Source organism: Peribacillus sp. ACCC06369 (assembly GCF_030348945.1).
Classification (GTDB): domain Bacteria; phylum Bacillota; class Bacilli; order Bacillales; family DSM-1321; genus Peribacillus.
Window position 1 is genome coordinate 936,460 of sequence record NZ_JAUCEN010000002.1, and the last position, 17,846, is coordinate 954,305.

At 38.7% G+C, this 17,846-nt stretch carries 13 protein-coding genes; all 13 read left to right on the top strand.

The annotated features are described in order from the left end of the window. Window positions 1-112 precede the first annotated feature (112 nt). The 13 genes from yhbH to QUF78_RS05455 all read left to right on the top strand — a co-directional run bounded on the left by yhbH (window position 113) and on the right by QUF78_RS05455 (window position 17,644). Window positions 113-1,282, top strand: a complete 1,170-nt coding sequence (gene yhbH, locus QUF78_RS05395; RefSeq protein WP_289323864.1) for a sporulation protein YhbH — start codon at window positions 113-115, stop codon at window positions 1,280-1,282. 488 nt (window positions 1,283-1,770) lie between these two features. Further along, entirely contained in the window at window positions 1,771-2,535 is a 765-nt protein-coding gene (locus QUF78_RS05400; RefSeq protein ID WP_289323865.1) for an IclR family transcriptional regulator, read from the top strand. 17 nt (window positions 2,536-2,552) lie between these two features. Further along, a complete protein-coding gene (locus QUF78_RS05405) occupies window positions 2,553-3,506 on the top strand; it encodes a sugar kinase (protein ID WP_289323866.1) in 954 nt (317 codons plus the stop codon). 23 nt (window positions 3,507-3,529) lie between these two features. Further along, complete coding sequence (locus QUF78_RS05410) at window positions 3,530-4,156, top strand: bifunctional 4-hydroxy-2-oxoglutarate aldolase/2-dehydro-3-deoxy-phosphogluconate aldolase (RefSeq protein ID WP_289323867.1); 627 nt, start codon at window positions 3,530-3,532, stop codon at window positions 4,154-4,156. Window positions 4,157-4,189: 33 nt separating this feature from the next. Next, complete coding sequence (dgoD, locus tag QUF78_RS05415; RefSeq protein WP_289323868.1) at window positions 4,190-5,338, top strand: galactonate dehydratase; 1,149 nt, start codon at window positions 4,190-4,192, stop codon at window positions 5,336-5,338. Between the two features lie 18 nt (window positions 5,339-5,356). Next, window positions 5,357-5,920, top strand: a complete 564-nt coding sequence (locus tag QUF78_RS05420; protein WP_289323869.1) for a hypothetical protein — start codon at window positions 5,357-5,359, stop codon at window positions 5,918-5,920. A gap of 1,496 nt (window positions 5,921-7,416) precedes the next feature. After that, a complete protein-coding gene (locus QUF78_RS05425) occupies window positions 7,417-10,833 on the top strand; it encodes a toxin Cry1Ac domain D-VI-related protein (protein ID WP_289323870.1) in 3,417 nt (1,138 codons plus the stop codon). A 210-nt stretch (window positions 10,834-11,043) separates the two neighbouring features. After that, entirely contained in the window at window positions 11,044-11,529 is a 486-nt protein-coding gene (locus tag QUF78_RS05430) for a DUF4352 domain-containing protein (protein ID WP_289323871.1), read from the top strand. A gap of 645 nt (window positions 11,530-12,174) precedes the next feature. Next, entirely contained in the window at window positions 12,175-13,530 is a 1,356-nt protein-coding gene (locus tag QUF78_RS05435; protein ID WP_289323872.1) for a nucleotide sugar dehydrogenase, read from the top strand. A gap of 61 nt (window positions 13,531-13,591) precedes the next feature. Beyond that, entirely contained in the window at window positions 13,592-14,287 is a 696-nt protein-coding gene (locus QUF78_RS05440) for a YveK family protein (RefSeq protein WP_289323873.1), read from the top strand. A gap of 89 nt (window positions 14,288-14,376) precedes the next feature. Then, window positions 14,377-15,018 carry a CpsD/CapB family tyrosine-protein kinase gene (locus tag QUF78_RS05445; RefSeq protein ID WP_289323874.1) on the top strand — a complete coding sequence of 214 codons (642 nt, stop codon included), beginning with the start codon at window positions 14,377-14,379 and terminating at the stop codon, window positions 15,016-15,018. A 56-nt stretch (window positions 15,019-15,074) separates the two neighbouring features. Continuing rightward, entirely contained in the window at window positions 15,075-15,806 is a 732-nt protein-coding gene (locus QUF78_RS05450; protein WP_289323875.1) for a tyrosine-protein phosphatase, read from the top strand. Window positions 15,807-15,832: 26 nt separating this feature from the next. Continuing rightward, complete coding sequence (locus QUF78_RS05455) at window positions 15,833-17,644, top strand: polysaccharide biosynthesis protein (protein ID WP_289323876.1); 1,812 nt, start codon at window positions 15,833-15,835, stop codon at window positions 17,642-17,644. Window positions 17,645-17,846: the final 202 nt, after the last annotated feature.

The window sequence follows — 17,846 nt, forward strand, 5'->3', positions numbered from 1 at the left end:
TTCGTACAGTATTTTTTCATTGAAAAACCGGAATGATGTGGGCTTTCTCACACTAATTTATTATATGAAGGAATGATGAAAAGCGTGCAAACATTTTTAAGGGGGGAAGAGAATGTCGGAAGAGAATAATCAACAATATGTTATCTCACAGGAAAATTGGACCCTCCATCGGAAAGGCTATGATGATCAACAACGCCATCAGGAAAAGGTGCAGGAAGCCATCAAGAATAATTTACCTGATTTAATTTCAGAAGAAAGCATCGTAATGTCCAATGGCCGGGATGTTATCAAGATTCCCATTCGCTCCTTGGATGAATACAAAATTCGTTATAACTATGATAAAAACAAACATGTAGGGCAAGGCGATGGAGATAGTAAAGTGGGGGACGTGGTTGCAAGGGATGGCTCGCCGTCCGACGCCGGGGCCGGTAAGGGCCAAGGTGCAGGTGACAAGGCCGGTGAGGATTATTATGAAGCCGAAGTGTCAATGATGGAATTGGAGGAAGCCCTGTTCAGCCAGTTGGAACTGCCTAATCTCCAGAAGAAAGAACAGGCAGAGCATACGCTTGAACATATCGAATTCAACGATATCCGCAAGACAGGCTTAATGGGAAATATCGATAAAAAGAAAACGATGATATCTGCTTTCAAACGGAACGCTTTAAGCGGTGACCCGGGTTTTCACCCTATTTATCAGGAAGATTTTAAATTCAAAACCTGGAATGAGATCCAGAAACCTGATTCCAAAGCAGTTGTGCTGGCAATGATGGATACATCCGGTAGTATGGGATTATGGGAAAAATATATGGCTCGAAGCTTTTTCTTTTGGATGAACCGTTTCTTGCGGACAAAATATGAAACGGTAGAAATCGAGTTCATTGCTCATCATACCGAAGCGAAGGTGGTTCCGGAAGAGGATTTCTTTTCAAAAGGGGAAAGCGGCGGTACGATTTGTTCGTCCGTATACCGAAAAGCATTAGAACTTATTGATCATAAATATGACCCTGCGAAGTTTAATATCTATCCGTTTCACTTTTCAGACGGTGATAACCTCACATCTGACAACGTCCGATGCGTTAAGCTTGTTGAAGAACTCATGAAGGTTTCCAATATGTTCGGGTATGGTGAAGTCAATCAATACAATCGTCATTCGACATTAATGACAGCGTATAAGAATATCGATAATGAAAAATTCAGGTACTATATCCTTAAGCAAAAGGCAGACGTTTTCCACGCAATGAAGAGCTTTTTTAAAGACGAGGAAAGTAAGAAGTATGCATGAAAAAGGAAACGTGGAGAGTGATTTTTGTAAATCAATATAGTTGAAGGTGAAAAGGCGTGCGATTTACATTGTGCGTCTTTTTTTCGAAATATTCAGTTCCCTTCAGTATTAAGATTCATAAAGTCGAATTACATATGAAAAGGCCAATTGCTCAACAGAAGCAATGGCTTTTTCAAATCCACTATACATAGATCATTCGTTTCGTCATTTCAACAGCACGCTGTCCAAACGCTTTCCCAAGTTCTTCATCATGTTTGGTAATAAGTAGAACATTCAACTGGGTAGGATTCTTACAGTTAATACGATCCCTGTTAAACCAACAATGATACCAACCCTCAAGGACGATATAACCTTAATTGGAAAATGCAAAAAAACCAAATAATTACTGAATTGGTTGGCATTTATTTTTCAATATGATAGTATGAAAATACATATCACATATAAGATTTAAAATCACATATGTGATTTAACAAAGAGGTGAACAACAGATGTCAGTTAAATCGGCAGAACGTGTTTTGAGAGTTTTTGAATTATTAAGCCAGTATCGAGATGGTTTAACGATTAAGGAAATAAGCGAGAAGTTATCATTTCCACAGAGCAGTACATCTGGTCTGATTGGTACGTTATTTAAGGAAGGTTATCTTTCTCTGGATTCTTTTAACCAATATAAGTTAGGGCCAAAGTTGATCCAGATTGGAAGCGCTGCATTGGAGTCGTTAGATATCTCTAAACAGGCGTTACCTTATTTAAAAAGGTTGATGGAGGATGTACAAGAGACTGTATTTATGGCGTTATTGTCGGAGAAGGACTTGGTGTATGTAGCGAAGATTGATAACAATCGTTCCATTCGAACCACTGCTCAGCCGGGAAGTCATAAACCATTATATTGTACAGGACTTGGAAAAGCCTTTTTGGCATTTATGAACGAACAACAAAAAAATCAAATTCTGGACAGCACGGAATTACTTCGTATTACGGGTCACACGATTACCGATAGACAAGAGTTGGAACAGCAGCTTGATATCTTTAAGCAGTTGGGTCATTCCATCGATGATGAGGAAAATGAAGAAGGGTTATTTTGTATGGCGGCTCCGATATATGGAGCGGATAATTCCATTCAAGCAGCGATCAGTGTGGCAGGACCTAAAGAAAGAATGATCAAACAAAGGGAAACGATTGTAGAAAAATTGTTGTTCACTTCAAAAGAAGTGTCAACCAGTATTGGCTACAAGGTAGGTCAAGGTCAACCTTAATGGAAGGAGGGACAGGTATGGATGTTGTAAGTTTAGGAGAAACGATGATCTTATTTTCTCCTGAAGAAACGGGTCAATTAAGATATAACCGAAACTATTCTTCCAGGGTAGCCGGGGCAGAAACCAATACACTGATCGGCCTGGCGAAGCTTGGTTATCAAACAGGCTGGATGAGCAGAGTTGGTAAGGACGAACTTGGAAAAAGAATTATTGCAAGTGTGCGTGGTGAAGGAGTGGATACTTCTTTTGTAAAAGAAGATGAAAGCGCTCCCACTGGGCTGTTTTTAAAAGAACGAACAACTATCGATAGTTCAAAGGTTTTCTATTACCGAAAATTTTCAGCTGCCAGTAAAATGACTCCTGCTGATATGGAAGAAAGCTACATTGCGAGAGCGAAGATCTTATATATTACAGGCATAACCCCGGCGCTTAGTGATTCATGCAAAGAAACCGTCTTTCATGCGATCGAGATTGCTAGAAAAAATGGAGTGAAAATTGTTTTTGATCCAAACATACGAAAAACGTTACTAGATGAAAAAATAGGAAGAGACATGTTATTGGAAATAGTCGCTAAGGCTGATATCATCTTACCCGGTATTTCGGAAGGTGACTATTTATTTCAAACAAAGGATTGTAAGCAAATCGCGGCAGAATGTAAGTACTTAGGGGCGGAAATGGTGGTCGTGAAGCTTGGTGAAAAAGGAGCTTACTATTCAACCCCCAAAGATTCTGGCTATGTGGAGGCCTACCCGGTCAAAACTGTGCTCGATCCGATTGGGGCGGGAGATGGTTTTGCTGCCGGTGTACTGTCGGGCTTACTGGATGAGCGGTCCATTCAAGAATCGGTGAAAAGAGGCTGTGCCATTGGAGCAATCGTCACAAAGGTCAGCGGGGATATCGAGGGTCTTCCAGATAAAGAAGCACTGGAAGAATATATGAACCGTATTGACAAAGATGACGTCATCCGCTAAACAGCAAGAAGGAGGGTTCAAAAATGAATGCGCTTTCAACTATTTTAAAACACAAGGTTATTTCCATTGTCCGTGGCTCAAAGCCTGGGGATACGGTGAAAATTGCAGGAGCTTTAAGAAACGGTGGCGTTAAATTAATAGAAATCACGCTGAATTCTCCCAACGCCTTACATTCGATCGAACTCGTTTCCGAAGCGTTTGGCGATGAAATGGTGGTTGGTGCCGGTACAGTACTGGACCAGGAAACGGCACGGGCAGCGATCCTTGCTGGTGCGAAGTTTATTTTATCCCCAACGGTTAATTTGGAAACAATCAAAATGACCAAACGATATGGGGCAGTAAGTATTCCCGGTGCCTTTACACCAACAGAAATCTTAACGGCTTATGAAAACGGTGGCGATATCATCAAAGTATTCCCAGCAAGCATCGGCCCGGGTTATATAAAAGATATTCGTGGTCCTTTATCACATATCCCACTGTTGCCAACAGGAGGCGTTACGTTAGAAAATATCGCTGAATTCCAAAAAGTTGGAGCGGTCGGCTTCGGAATTGGAAGCGCGCTGCTCGACACAAAGCATGAAGTCAACGAGAAATACTTAGAGGACTTAACCCGTAAAGCAGAAGCATTTGTCTCAGCCATTCGTTCTTAGGAAAAACATAAAACTTTTAAGGAGAGATTTACTATGAAAATCACAAGCTATGAATTGTTCCAAGTACCACCACGCTGGTTATTTTTAAAAATCGAAACTGATGAAGGAATCGTTGGTTGGGGAGAACCGGTAATTGAAGGTAGAGCCGCAACGGTAAAATCCGCAGTTGATGAATTAATGGAAAACCTTATTGGAAAAGACCCGCGTAATATTGAAGATCATTGGAATGTGATGTACAGAGCAGGCTTCTATCGTGGCGGTCCTATCTTAATGAGCGCAATCTCTGGAATTGATCAAGCACTTTGGGATATTAAAGGGAAATATCATAATGCTCCAGTCCATCAACTTCTTGGAGGAAAAGCAAGAGAATCGATTAAAGTTTATTCATGGATCGGCGGGGATCGTCCGACAGAGGTCGGCGAAGCTGCCAGGGAAGTTGTTTCTAAAGGATTTACAGCGGTAAAAATGAATGGTACCGAGGAACTGCAATATGTGGATTCCTATGAAAAAATTGATCAAGTGTTAGCTCGGGTTTCAGCTGTACGTGAGGCAGTGGGACCATATGTAGGAATTGGTATTGATTTTCACGGAAGAGTGCATAAGCCAATGGCAAAAATTCTTGCAAAAGAATTGGAAGTTTTCAGACCGATGTTCATTGAAGAGCCTGTATTACCGGAAAATAATGAATCATTGCGTGAAATCGCCAATCATACAGCGATCCCGATTGCGACAGGTGAAAGAATGTTCTCCAAGTGGGATTTCAAAAAGTTATTGACTGATGGATATGCCGATATCATCCAACCCGACTTATCACATGCTGGTGGAATTACCGAATGTAAGAAAATCATATCCATGGCGGAGGCTTTCGATGTGGCAGCTGCTCCTCACTGTCCATTGGGACCGATTGCATTAGCTGCCTGCTTGCAAGTCGATGCTACTTGTCATAACGCATTTATCCAGGAACAAAGTCTAGGTATTCATTATAACCAAGGTAGTGATTTGCTAGATTACATCGTGGATAACCAAGTATTCGAATATGAGGAGGGGTTTGTAAAAATTCCAGACGGAGTCGGTCTTGGTATTGAGATTAACGAAGATCACGTGAGAAAAATGGCTGAGATTGGCCATAACTGGAGAAATCCGGTTTGGAGACATAAAGACGGAAGTGTAGCAGAGTGGTAAAAGGTCTGCGGCCTTTTGGTGGAAGAAATAACTCAAGCGAATCTGATTCTTACTAATAGTCTTAATAAGGAAATCCTTGCTCAGTCCAAGAAGGGCAGTCAAGTCATCTTCTTCGCGGAAAAGGGGGATGGTGTAAAGAATAAAGCCCATTATTCCTTCCGTCAGCTGGATATTGGGGAAAGCTGGGCCCGTGCTTCTTCAATGAATTATGTGGACACTGCTTGGTTTGAAGGGTTACCGATCCAACCTGAAATGGGATGGGAATTCGATCGATTAATTCCGGATTATGTGATTCCTTTCAAGGATTACAAAAAGGTAGGTAAAAAGCAGACCGTGAACATGTTTGGCAATCCCTTGCTTTCGGAGAATGTAGATATCACTTCTGGTTACTTCGAAGGATGGCTCGGGCAAAATGGCGGCTCCGTTATCAAACAAGACATGGGCGAAGGGTCGATCCTAACGGTTACCTGGAAACTTGTCAGTCAAATCGAGCATAACCCGATCGCTCTATTAATCTTGAATCGACTCATTGAGATAATGTGTGGAAAACACAAGGTTTCAAGCAGTAAGAGTGTCAGGTGATTGATAGGAATTAGCAATCCATTCCATTTTGGATTGCTAATTTTTTTTGTTCGTTAGGGGTGCTGCGCTTTCCCTTTAGTGGAGGTGGATGGCGGGGTCTGGTGAAAATTTCGTTCATGATACTTCGTTCCTATCCTTCTTCACCTGCCATGATCATATCTTACAGGATGAATAATATAAAAAATGATTTATCTCATTTCATTTTTGAAACGATATGATTTTGTGAATATTATAAAATGAAATAGCAGTGAGGGCCACTTCCCCAAACCCCCATTGTAAAAAGAAGGCCCAATTCTCTGAGTGTATCCATAATATTGTGCCATGGATAAACACTCAGGCAGCCTGTTCCCTTTGTTGCAAGGGGCAGGCTGTTTTAATTTCTCCTGAATTTATAATATTTTTTTGCTCCTTTTAATACATGCAGATTGAATATTAGGTGGTTTGTTCCCCAGAAGCTATTAGACTTTATTTGCGATTCCCTCTCTTCCTTTTTATATCCCCATGCCATTTCATTTAAAACTTAGTGCTTCTGTGGGAAAAGAATAATTAGCCGCTCTCACCAGCATTTTCAAAATCTATTAAATCAAACACAGTAAGATTCCATTTATGAAAAATGATCTCATTTCTTTTCTGAACGAATATTTTTACTTTATGAAATAGCGACACTCACCTATTTGTATATAATGATGCCAGAATATAAATCTAGATAAAATCAACATCATGATAAAGGAGAAAGATGATGTCGAAGCAATTTAACTTTTTTTTATTATGGGTGTCACAAACTTGGTCCACCCTATTGAAATATAAGATCTATTTTATTCAAGCCTTTTTAGTCTTATTTTTGATGTACCTATTATTAAATGAACAAGAAATAAATACGCTGAAAATCACCCTCATTTTAATAACGTCACTATCCTTTCTTAAAAGTGCCCATAGAAAAAAAGGATGAATAAAAGTAAAGGTGTATGTATGAGGATTACCGGGGAAGGTCTATGCGCGATACCGAGTCGCCACTTATGCGCTGGATTGTATACTGCTATGGATATAAATGTTCACGTAATGGCGACGGGCGTTATGAAAATGAGCTACAGATTAAAATAGAAGAAACTCTTCAGGGAATGAAAATAATAACCAAATAGGATAAATCCTTTCGAAGGAAAATGTGATAAGAGGGAACCAATGGTTTTTCTTATCACATTTTTAGTTATGTAACCATAATGATTGAAACCCCTAAAAGAAACTTTGAATTTTATAGTGTTTAAACGGTGGAGTGGATAGGAAGGTGTGCTTTTTTTATGCAGGATCATTTGTATATTACTTATTCTGTTTAACACTCATCAACATAAATGAAAATAATTACATTAAAATTGACGTTTAATGCTCTAATATGGTCCCTAAAATGATTTTTTATGAATCATTATTGGAACGAGCTACTTGTCGAAAAAAAGTAATATTAATCTTGTAATAAAAATTTATTTAGGAGGAACGTTCAATTTATGAAGAAAAATAAAATGTTAAAACCTATTAACGTTATGACAACATCATTTCTATTAGCAAGTTCTCTATTAATACCAAGTGTAGGATTTGCGGAAGAACTATCCACACCAAAGAATAAGGATATTTCGAATGCACAAGCATCCGAGGTGAAAACTCAAGAAGCGCGTACACAAACAACTGAAACACAATCACCGAGTAAAGCCGTTACAAAAATGACAGCAAACGAAACAGTCGTCAACAATTTTCAAGAGTTAAAGGTTGCTTTAGAGGCAGATAACGGAATATCGACGATTCATCTAGGTAGAGATATAGACATAAGCGGAGCGATTAAAATTCACCCGGCAAAAACGGAAATCGTGATTGAAGGAAATAATCATACACTATCGGAAACAGGAGGAGCGTTAGGAGCCGCAGATGGTATCTATGCCAATGGTAATAAACTAAGAAGTGTCCATGTAAAGAACTTGGATATTAAAGGAAAGAACTATTATGGTTTCATTACTATACATGATGGAACACAAAATGTAGAGCAAATATTCGAAAATGTAAATTACAGTGGACCACAATTAATCTGGAACCGTTTCGGGAATGCAATTTTTAAAGGAGTTAACGACATTTATATTAATGATCATACAATGCCAGGATCAGCACCTGCCCAGGAGATGGCGGAAACTGGAAGTGTAGAGATTGATGGTGAAACTCATATAAGCCATAATAATGGCTATGCTCTTATTTGGTCGATTACAGCAGAACCACAATTTAAGATTGCTCCAAATGCGAATGTAGACATTAAAACACTTCAAAGTGGTTATGGAATATTTTATGCAACAGGTGGCGATGGAGGTTTTTCCATTGGAAATAATGCAAAGGTAAAGTTTGATGGGGCAAAAGGAGTTACCGTCAATGGAAAGTTTAAGTCATTTAACGTGGATGACGGTGCAGATGTACAGATAAATAGATCTGGTACGGATTCATACCCAGTGATCTCGGTTTATGGGACAGCCAAGATCAATAATCAAGCGAAACTGCATGTAACTACAGAAGATGGTCATGCTTTGCAAGTGGAAAATAAACTATCCACCATTGATTTTACTAATCCAGAGAATGTTTTATTGTCCTCAGTAAAAAAACAAGCAATAAATAATTTAAGTACATCCCTTACGATGAGTATGAATACGGGTATGGTGAATCTTTGGACGAGTGCGACAGAAAATCCTACAAATAGTTATATGGGAAAATCAGGTGGAAATCTTACATGGAAAGCTATATATCGCTATGGCGTAGCGGAATCAATTAGTGGTAACCCAACGAATTTCATTATTGACCTTGCTAAAACAAAAAAGATCGAATTAGGAAAAAATGAAGCTGGGCAAGCAGAAAAAGACCTAGCCGATGCGAAGAAAAAAGCGGAAGATCTGTACACGGACGATAAGTTCGACACATTGAAAGAAACGACAAATCAAGCGGCGATTGACGAAGCCCAAGAAGCGGTTAATAAGCTTCCAGAAGGTGCAGAAAAAGACCGTCTGCAAGATTTACTGAACAATGCGAAAGATTTATTGAACAAAAAAGAACAAGCAGAAAAAGAACTAACCGATGCGAAGAACAAAGTGGAAGATCTGTTCACGGACGATAAGTTCGACACATTGAAAGAAACCACGAATCAAGCGGCGATTGATGAAGCCCAAGAAGCGGTTAATAAGCTTCCAGAAGGTGCAGAAAAAGACCGTCTGCAAGATTTACTGAACAATGCGAAAGATTTATTGAATAAAAAGGAACAAGCAGAAAAAGACCTAACCGATGCGAAGAACAAAGTGGAAGACCTGTTCACGGATGATAAGTTCGACACATTGAAAGGAACGACGGATCAAGGAGCGATAGATGAAGCAAAAGAAGCGGTCCGCAAATTACCAGCCGGATCTGAAAAAGACCGTCTGGAAGATTTACTGAACAAAGCCCAAGATCTATTGAATAAGAAAGAACAAGCAGAAAAGGACCTATCCGATGCAAAGAACAAAGTCGAAGATCTGTTCACAGATGATAAATTCAACACATTGAAAGACACGACGAATCAAGGAGCGATTGACGAAGCTCAAGAAGCGGTTAATAAGCTTCCAGAAGGTACGGAAAAAGACCGTCTGCAAGATTTGGTGGACAAAGCGCAAGATTTATTGAACAAAAAAGAGCAAGCAGAAAAAGACCTAAACGATGCGAAGAACAAAGTGGAAGATTTGTTCACGGACGATAAGTTCGACACATTGAAAGGAAGTACCGATCAAGGAGCGGTTGATGAAGCCCAAGACACGGTCAACAAATTACCGGAAGGTCCGGAAAAAGATCGCTTACAAGATTTGGTGGACAAAGCGCAAGATTTATTGAACAAAAAAGAACAAGCAGAAAAAGACTTAGCGGATGCAAAGGACAAAGTGGAGAATCTGTTCACGGACGATAAGTTCGATACATTGGAAGGAAGTACCGATCAAGGAGCGGTTGATGAAGCCCAAGAGGCGGTGAATAAGCTTCCAGAAGGTGCAGAAAAAGACCGTCTGCAAGATTTACTGAACAAAGCTGAAGATTTATTGGATAAAGATATAACGGCTCCGAATGCACCGAAACTAAATGAAGTTACAACAAACAGTAAAGAAGTAACAGGAAGCGGTGAACCTGAAGCAAATGTGACTGTCACCATTAATTCCAAGAAATATACTGGGGTTGTAGGTGCAGACGGGAAATTCAAGGTTGCTATTCCAAATCAACCCGTTAATACGATAATAACAGTCACCCTTACAGACGCGGCAGGAAATATCAGCGGGAGTTCATCTGTTAAGGTGGTACAGTTTATGCCGAGTGAACCTGTTAAGCTCAATACTGTGTACCAAAATGCAGAGGTTATAACAGGAACTGCACCTGAAGGGGCAACGATCGTACGCTTACTGGTAAATGGCGAAGCTCTACGTACGGCACCTATCAATGAAGATGGAACATTCAGTATATACAGTAAGTACGTAGGAGTGGACGAGAAGGGAAATAATAAAACCCTACAAGTAGGCGATGTCGTAACGGTTGACTACGGTATGCGGACTCCATCGAAATTACAAGCTCATACTACGGTAGTCAAGGAAGTTGAAAAACTACAGGTAAATGCAGTGGCTCCTAATGCGGATTATGTTACTGGCAAAGCACCTGAAGGAACTCTAAGTCTCCGTTTGTTAGTGAATGGAATGCCTCAGAGAACAGTTTCCCTAACTCAAACCGGGGCAGGTTACATTAATTCGGATGGAAGTTACCAAATTTACAGCCGATTTATCATCGATGAAAATGGAGCAAACCGGAGGCTAAAAGCAGGAGATGTCATAGAAGTTGATTATGGTCCACTAGTAGTTGGAGGAGACGTAGTAAAAACGATCGTCAAATAATCATTGTGAGAATGATGTAAGAAGGCCTCTCCTATAGGAAGTGGGTCCTTCTTACATGTTTCAAAAGCTTTTTAAAGTTTTATGAGTATTTTTTTCGTTACAAATAAATAAGGATCCAATTTTGTGTATGAGAGAGTGAGAAATATAGAGAAAAGATACTGAAGAATCTCTCTTTAAAAAGGATTTATATATTTATTAAGGGGTGACATTATGATATTAAAGAGTAGCTTCAGCAGTATTTGGATCTGTATATTAACTTTAACTATATTTTTGACGGGCTGTACGTCAGGAGAAAAGGTTGTTCAGGATGAACAGCAAAAGCAAACGAACTCTTCCACTAAGGACGAAACAGGACAAGAGAAAGCCATATCTGGCGTAAACATTCGGATTGAAAAGGCTTTGAAGCTTGAACATCCAGATCAAAAAGGAAAAGAAGTTTTACAGATACAGCTGAAGGCAACTAATAAAACGGCAGAAGAACGATTTGTAGACGTTTTTGAAATGTCGGTATGGAATAAAGAAAATAAAAAACTAAGTATCTATCCAGGAGATAATTTGGGGACACAATTATCACCTGGAAAAAGTGTTAAAGGAAATGGGTACTATGTAATAGAAGGTAAGGGGCCGTTTAAGGTGCAGTATGAAAATACTGACACTAAAGATAAGCAGGAATGGATCATTAACCAAGTGACATGACAGCTGATGCCTCTAAAAAGTAGGCAGTGTTATTATAAGCCTGGCTAAAGTGTTTGAAATCCCCCGAGTAATGGCACCGTGATAAAGGCCAATTCATCGGGGGTTTTTGTATTTCCTTAAACGATCAAGAGAATGGAGTAGTGAAAGTTTTTGATCTTTTCCTATCTGCTTGCTTGTTAATATATTTTCATTTTTTGGGGAGGGTCCGGCCTAAATTAGAAATATACTCAGCTAAAAATGCGTGTTGGCAAAGGGCAGGCTACTCTTAATCTTTACGCATAACCCAGCTGTTGGTGTAAGTTTATATATCATGAAAAAAACATGGTTATCCAGGTTATAAAGGGTAGATGAATCAAAAACAGAACGATTCATTCGAAATCTGGAACTAGGATTAAAAGTAAATATGATAATTTATTAATGCTAACGAAAAATATAATGGGAAACGAAGCTTACAAAACGGATGTTCAAGAATTTCTAGTATGTGTATCATAAATTGGTTGTACCTGGTCGGTTTTGCTTACTTATATCTTTAATATTAGAAGTTTGCCAGTTTATTCGGTGTAATGGTTTGGTTCGTGAATTGACATTATAGCGTGTTAGTTTTAATAAATCGTTAAGTTATAAATGAAATGGAGGAGTTGAATCATGATAACTGCGATAACTCATGAAAGAAAACAACAAATATATAATGCTCAATACTCGCACAAATCTAATCTGCGGAGAGAATTAAAGAACAAGACGGCTAAAGTCGGAGTGATTGGATTGGGGTATGTTGGTCTTCCAACAGCTTGTCATTATGCAGCTGAAGGATATAAGGTGACTGGATTCGATGTCTCCGAGTCAAAAGTGGAAAGTTTAAATAGCGGAATTAATTATATCAATGATGTAGATAATGACGAGCTTAGCGAATTGATAAACCAAAAGCGATTTACTGCGACAACGGATATGAAACAGGTTGGAGAGATGGATGTTCTTTTGATTTGTGTCCCGACCCCTGTCAATAATTTGAAAGAACCTGATATCTCGTATGTGAAAGATGTAGGACAAGTTATAGCTGAACATGTGAAGGAAGGAACAATGGTTATTTTAGAAAGTACAACGTATCCAGGAACGACAGAAGAATATATCTGTACACCATTAACAGATAGAGGATATGTGATTGGGGATAACCTTTTTGTAGCTTATTCGCCTGAAAGAATTGATCCAGGAAATAAGAAATTCAACTTAAGCAACACCCCAAAGGTTGTCGGGGGGATAACGGAAAACTGTACAGAATTAGCATGCATGTTTATCGGAAAGAACGCACATTGTGTTAAAGGGATCCGCGTTGCAGAATTAAGCAAAATCTTTGAAAACACATTCCGGTGGATTAACATGGCTTTGGTCAATGAATTGACAGTTTTGTGCAAAGAATTGGAAATTGATGTATGGGACACGATCAATGCAGCTTCCTCGAAACCATACGGGTTCATGAAATTTACCCCAGGTATTGGTGTAGGGGGACATTGTATACCGGTCGATCCCTACTACTTGCTCTATAAAGCAAAAGAACATGGTCAACGAACAAAAATGATTGAACTGGCAGGGGATATTAATGACGGGATGGTTCACTATTCATATAACCGCATACTTGAGCTGCTTGCAGCCAAAGACAAGCTTATGAAACACTCACATGTTGTGGTTTTAGGTGCTTCTTATAAAAGTGATATTGGTGATTTAAGGGAAAGCCCGGTCGTTCGCTTACTAGAAAGGTTACAAAATAAAGTCCAGAATCTAACTGTCATCGAACCCTATGCAAAGGAAATCCGGATCAATGATCAAATTCAACCGGTGGCAAAATACGATGCTGCCATTCTTCAAAGAGCCGATATTGTTGTCATTGGAACACCACACAATTGTTTTGACTGGAAAAGTGTCCATGATAATGCGTCATTAATATTCGATTCCAAAAATGTGATGGAGGAAAATGGTCTGCTGTCCGATAAGGTTGCAAAATTATAGGCATCAAAAACAAATATGTGAACAAACGAAAAAGGTTTAAAGATGGATTGGAGTTGATTGAATGAGTGGGACACTCAATATAAACGATATTTTTCAAATGGTAAAAAAGCGCATGGCACTCATTTTTATCATCACAACCCTTATTACGGCAATAACGGGTATCGTAAGCTTTTTTATTCTTTCACCTGTTTACCAAGCTTCTACACAAATCTTGGTCAATCAATCCAAGGAAAGTACAGAACTTTACAATATAGGTGAGATTCAAACCAATATTCAATTGATTGAGACTTACGGAGAGATCATCAAAAGTCCAATGATGTTGGAAAAAGTAAAAAATCGACTGAATCTTGACATTTCAAATACAGCGTTATCGGAACAAATCGAAATCGTCAGTAAGGGTAATTCCCAAATATTTACCATTAAAGTTGAAAGCACGGACCCTAAACTTGCTGTAAATGTCGCCAGTGCAATTACGGACATCTTCCAAGATGAAATAAAAGCGCTAATGAATGTGGATAATGTCAATGTCTTATCAAATGCAACTATAGGAGATAATTCCTCACCTATAAAACCGAATCCGATCACGAACATGATCTTCGCATGTTTTGCAGGGTTGGTAATAAGTTTAGTTCTTACATTATTGATCGAATTTTTAGACAATACAATCAAGGTTGAATCTGATATTGAAGATCATTTAAAGATGCCGATGCTAGGCATCGTTAATTTAATGGAAAATAAAAAAAAACGAAAAAAGTAGATTTATAATCACAACCTCAAGAGGTGAAAAGCTTGACACGCAATGAACGGCATAAAATGACGGAGAGTAAGAAAAGGAGCAGTATTTCTATGTTGAAATCGAAATCTCCGGTTGTGGAGCAATATAGGACGATCCGAACGAATCTTCAATTTTCCGCTGTGGAAAAAGACATAAGATCCATGATTTTCACCTCAGCAAACGCAGGTGAAGGAAAATCAACCACTTCAATTAATGTCGCAGCAGTTTTTGCACAGCAAGGGAAACGTATCCTCATCATAGATGCGGATTTGAGAAAGCCCAGTGTTCATACTAACTTTAACATGGAGAACTACCTGGGGTTAACGAATGTCATATCAAAGCAAAACAAATTACATGATGCTGTACAACCTTCCATTTACCCGAATTTAGATGTGTTGACAAGTGGACCCATTCCTCCTAACCCATCGGAATTGCTTGGGTCAAACGGAATGGTGACATTGTTGGATGAAGTAAAGATGAATTATGATTTGGTTATTCTGGATACGCCGCCTGTTAATGCTGTTACAGATGCTCAAATACTAGCGAATATGACAGATGGAGTCGTTTTAGTGGTTAGCAGCGGAAGTACTGAAATACAGCAAGCAAAAAAAGCGAAGGAATTACTTGAAAATGCAAATGCAAAGCTTTTAGGCGCAATCTTAAATAAGAAAAAACAAAAACATCCTGACGAATACTACTACTATGGTAAATAAAATAAGCAGTTTGGAATTTGATTTAACATTCGTAGTTGGCCAAAGAGGGGATACCAATGATTGATATTCATAGTCACATTTTACCCGATATCGATGATGGGGCTGGAAATATCCAGGAAAGTATAGAAATGGCGAGAAAAGCTGTAGAACAAGGAATCACCAATATCATTGCAACCCCTCATTATAATAGGGGGATATATGAAAATGATAAAGAAAAAGTGTCGGAGGAAACTAGAAAAATAAACCGAGTACTTGATGATCTGGAAATCCCGCTAAAAGTATGGCCTGGGCAGGAAATCAGGATATCCGATGAACTTATGGATGATTATGATAATAATAAAATCATGGGCTTGAATGGTTCGCAGTACATCCTTCTCGAACTGCCTTCAAACCATGTGCCAAGATATACGGAACGATTAATCTATGATCTTCAAATGAAAAGAATGACACCGATCATTGCTCATCCAGAGCGGAATTTGGAAATAATAAAAAATCCGCAACTTCTAAAAGAGCTAATTTGGAAGGGGGCGTATTCACAAATAACAGCAGGGAGCATCACAGGTAAATTCGGATGGAGAACAAAAAGATTTTCCAAATTTTTAGTTCACTCAGGTCTTACTCATTTTATTGCTTCAGATGCTCATAATGTTGGAAACAGAGGTTTTCAAATCAGGGAAGCACAAAGGATGATTGAAAAGAATTTTGGAAAAGAAGTAGTGAATGCCTTTAATGAAAATGCCGAGAATGTTTTGTACGGGATGAAAGTTAAGGAACTCTTGTTTGATTAAAAATATTTATATGAGGAGAAGTAGATTTGACATATTATAACCGGCTTTTCACATTAGTCATACTGGACGCCATGATTGTTGTGATCGCTGTATTTTCAAGTTATTGGTTATTACATCCATATGATGAAATACCGGCTTTTGCACTGAATAGTACGCTTATTTTGCTTGTGTGTCATTATTTCTTTACTGCTTATTTGAAACAGTATAAAAAGGCTTGGGAATACGCCAGTATCAGAGAAATGTTCAATATATTCAAAGTGACTGCATTTGCTATTACCATTACTACCTTCTTTCAGCTGTACTTTACCAATTTTCTATATATAAGAGAACTTTTCATTACATGGATCCTTTATATGGCCATGATTGGGTGCTCACGTTTGGCATGGAGGGTTTATTTTGATCGATACATTAAGCAATCACCGAATAAAAAAAGAACGTTGATCGTTGGAGCCGGATCTGCTGGGACGATGATAACTAGTCAGTTGTTAAAATCCAGCAATATAGAATTAGTCCCAGTTGCATTCGTTGATGATGATAAAACGAAGCTAAGTTTAGAAATCTTTAACATACCAGTAGTAGCAGTAACAAAACATATTTCTCAAGTGGTTGAGGAATATAAGATTGAGCATATCGTCATTGCGATTCCTTCTTTGAAAAGGGATGAAATAAATTCCATTTTTGCAGAATGCAATAAAACTTGTGTAAAGACTCAAATTGTCCCTAGCCTTGAAGCGATTGTTCAAGGTAAGGTTCCAATTAATGAATTGCAAGATATCCAGATGGAGGACTTATTGGGGCGCTCACCCGTTCAACTTGATGATAAAGGTATTTCGGAAAAGATTGTTGATAGTACTATTTTAGTAACAGGTGCGGGCGGTTCAATTGGATCAGAAATCTGTCGTCAAATCATGAAATATAATCCAGCTAAAATTGTATTGCTTGGACATGGTGAAAACAGCATTTACTCGATTGAGTTGGAATTGCTTGAGGCTTATGCAGATACCATTGAGATTGTGACTGAAATTGCAGATATTCAGGATCGCAGGAGGATGTTTCAGGTCATCGACCATCATCGTCCTAACATCGTCTATCATGCAGCCGCTCATAAACATGTGCCACTTATGGAGTCCAACCCTAAAGAAGCGGTGAAAAATAACATCATAGGCACGATGAATGTTGCAGAGGCATCGGAGGCTGGCATGGTGAATATTTTTGTCATGGTTTCGTCGGATAAAGCCGTAAATCCAACCAGTATAATGGGCGCCTCTAAATGTTTAGCCGAGATGATGATCCAGCATAAGAGTTTGTCGAGTCATACTAAATTTGTAACGGTCCGATTTGGAAATGTCCTTGGCAGTAATGGCAGCGTCATCCCACTCTTCAAAAAACAAATAAAAAAAGGGGGACCTTTGACAATTACTCATCCGGACATGATTCGCTATTTCATGACCATTCCCGAAGCTTCTAGATTAGTCATTCAGGCAGGGGTCCTGGCCAAAGGCGGAGAGGTATTTGTACTTGATATGGGTGAACCTGTCAAAATTGTCGATTTTGCAAAAAAGCTCATCCAATTGTCAGGTTACAATGTTGAAGACATTGGGATTACCTATACTGGAATTCGGCAAGGTGAAAAATTATACGAAGAACTACTTGGGGAAGATGAAGTTTATTTAAATCAGATCTATCCAAAAATCCATATTGGAAAACCAAGAGTGGTAAATTGGAATGCAATAAAGGATATTATCACAACATACGATGTCTTGAGCGAAGAAACGTTAAAAGAAAGAGTGTTGAATTTAGCAAATTATAGGACGAATAACAAAATTCCCGTTCCGTGACAATGACTGATATCCCGATGATTAGCAATTACTAGAGAAGGTAAGGCGGTTGTTTACATTCTAGCAACCTTGTTATCCAAAGAATGTAATAGAAGTGAAGAGAAATGAAAAATAATGAAGAATAATAGAAAAAACGATTGGAAATGCGATAAGAGTAGCAATTAAATGCTGTAAAGCTATCTGAGATTTCCTTTGTTTACTT

Bases quoted from the DNA above. Each gene is read 5' to 3' on its own strand.
- yhbH (WP_289323864.1), top strand. From the start codon at position 113: ATGTCGGAAGAGAATAATCAACAATATGTTATCTCACAGGAAAATTGG.
- QUF78_RS05400 (WP_289323865.1), top strand. From the start codon at position 1,771: ATGTCAGTTAAATCGGCAGAACGTGTTTTGAGAGTTTTTGAATTATTA.
- QUF78_RS05405 (WP_289323866.1), top strand. From the start codon at position 2,553: ATGGATGTTGTAAGTTTAGGAGAAACGATGATCTTATTTTCTCCTGAA.
- QUF78_RS05410 (WP_289323867.1), top strand. From the start codon at position 3,530: ATGAATGCGCTTTCAACTATTTTAAAACACAAGGTTATTTCCATTGTC.
- dgoD (WP_289323868.1), top strand. From the start codon at position 4,190: ATGAAAATCACAAGCTATGAATTGTTCCAAGTACCACCACGCTGGTTA.
- QUF78_RS05425 (WP_289323870.1), top strand. From the start codon at position 7,417: ATGAAGAAAAATAAAATGTTAAAACCTATTAACGTTATGACAACATCA.
- QUF78_RS05430 (WP_289323871.1), top strand. From the start codon at position 11,044: ATGATATTAAAGAGTAGCTTCAGCAGTATTTGGATCTGTATATTAACT.
- QUF78_RS05435 (WP_289323872.1), top strand. From the start codon at position 12,175: ATGATAACTGCGATAACTCATGAAAGAAAACAACAAATATATAATGCT.
- QUF78_RS05440 (WP_289323873.1), top strand. From the start codon at position 13,592: ATGAGTGGGACACTCAATATAAACGATATTTTTCAAATGGTAAAAAAG.
- QUF78_RS05445 (WP_289323874.1), top strand. From the start codon at position 14,377: ATGTTGAAATCGAAATCTCCGGTTGTGGAGCAATATAGGACGATCCGA.
- QUF78_RS05450 (WP_289323875.1), top strand. From the start codon at position 15,075: ATGATTGATATTCATAGTCACATTTTACCCGATATCGATGATGGGGCT.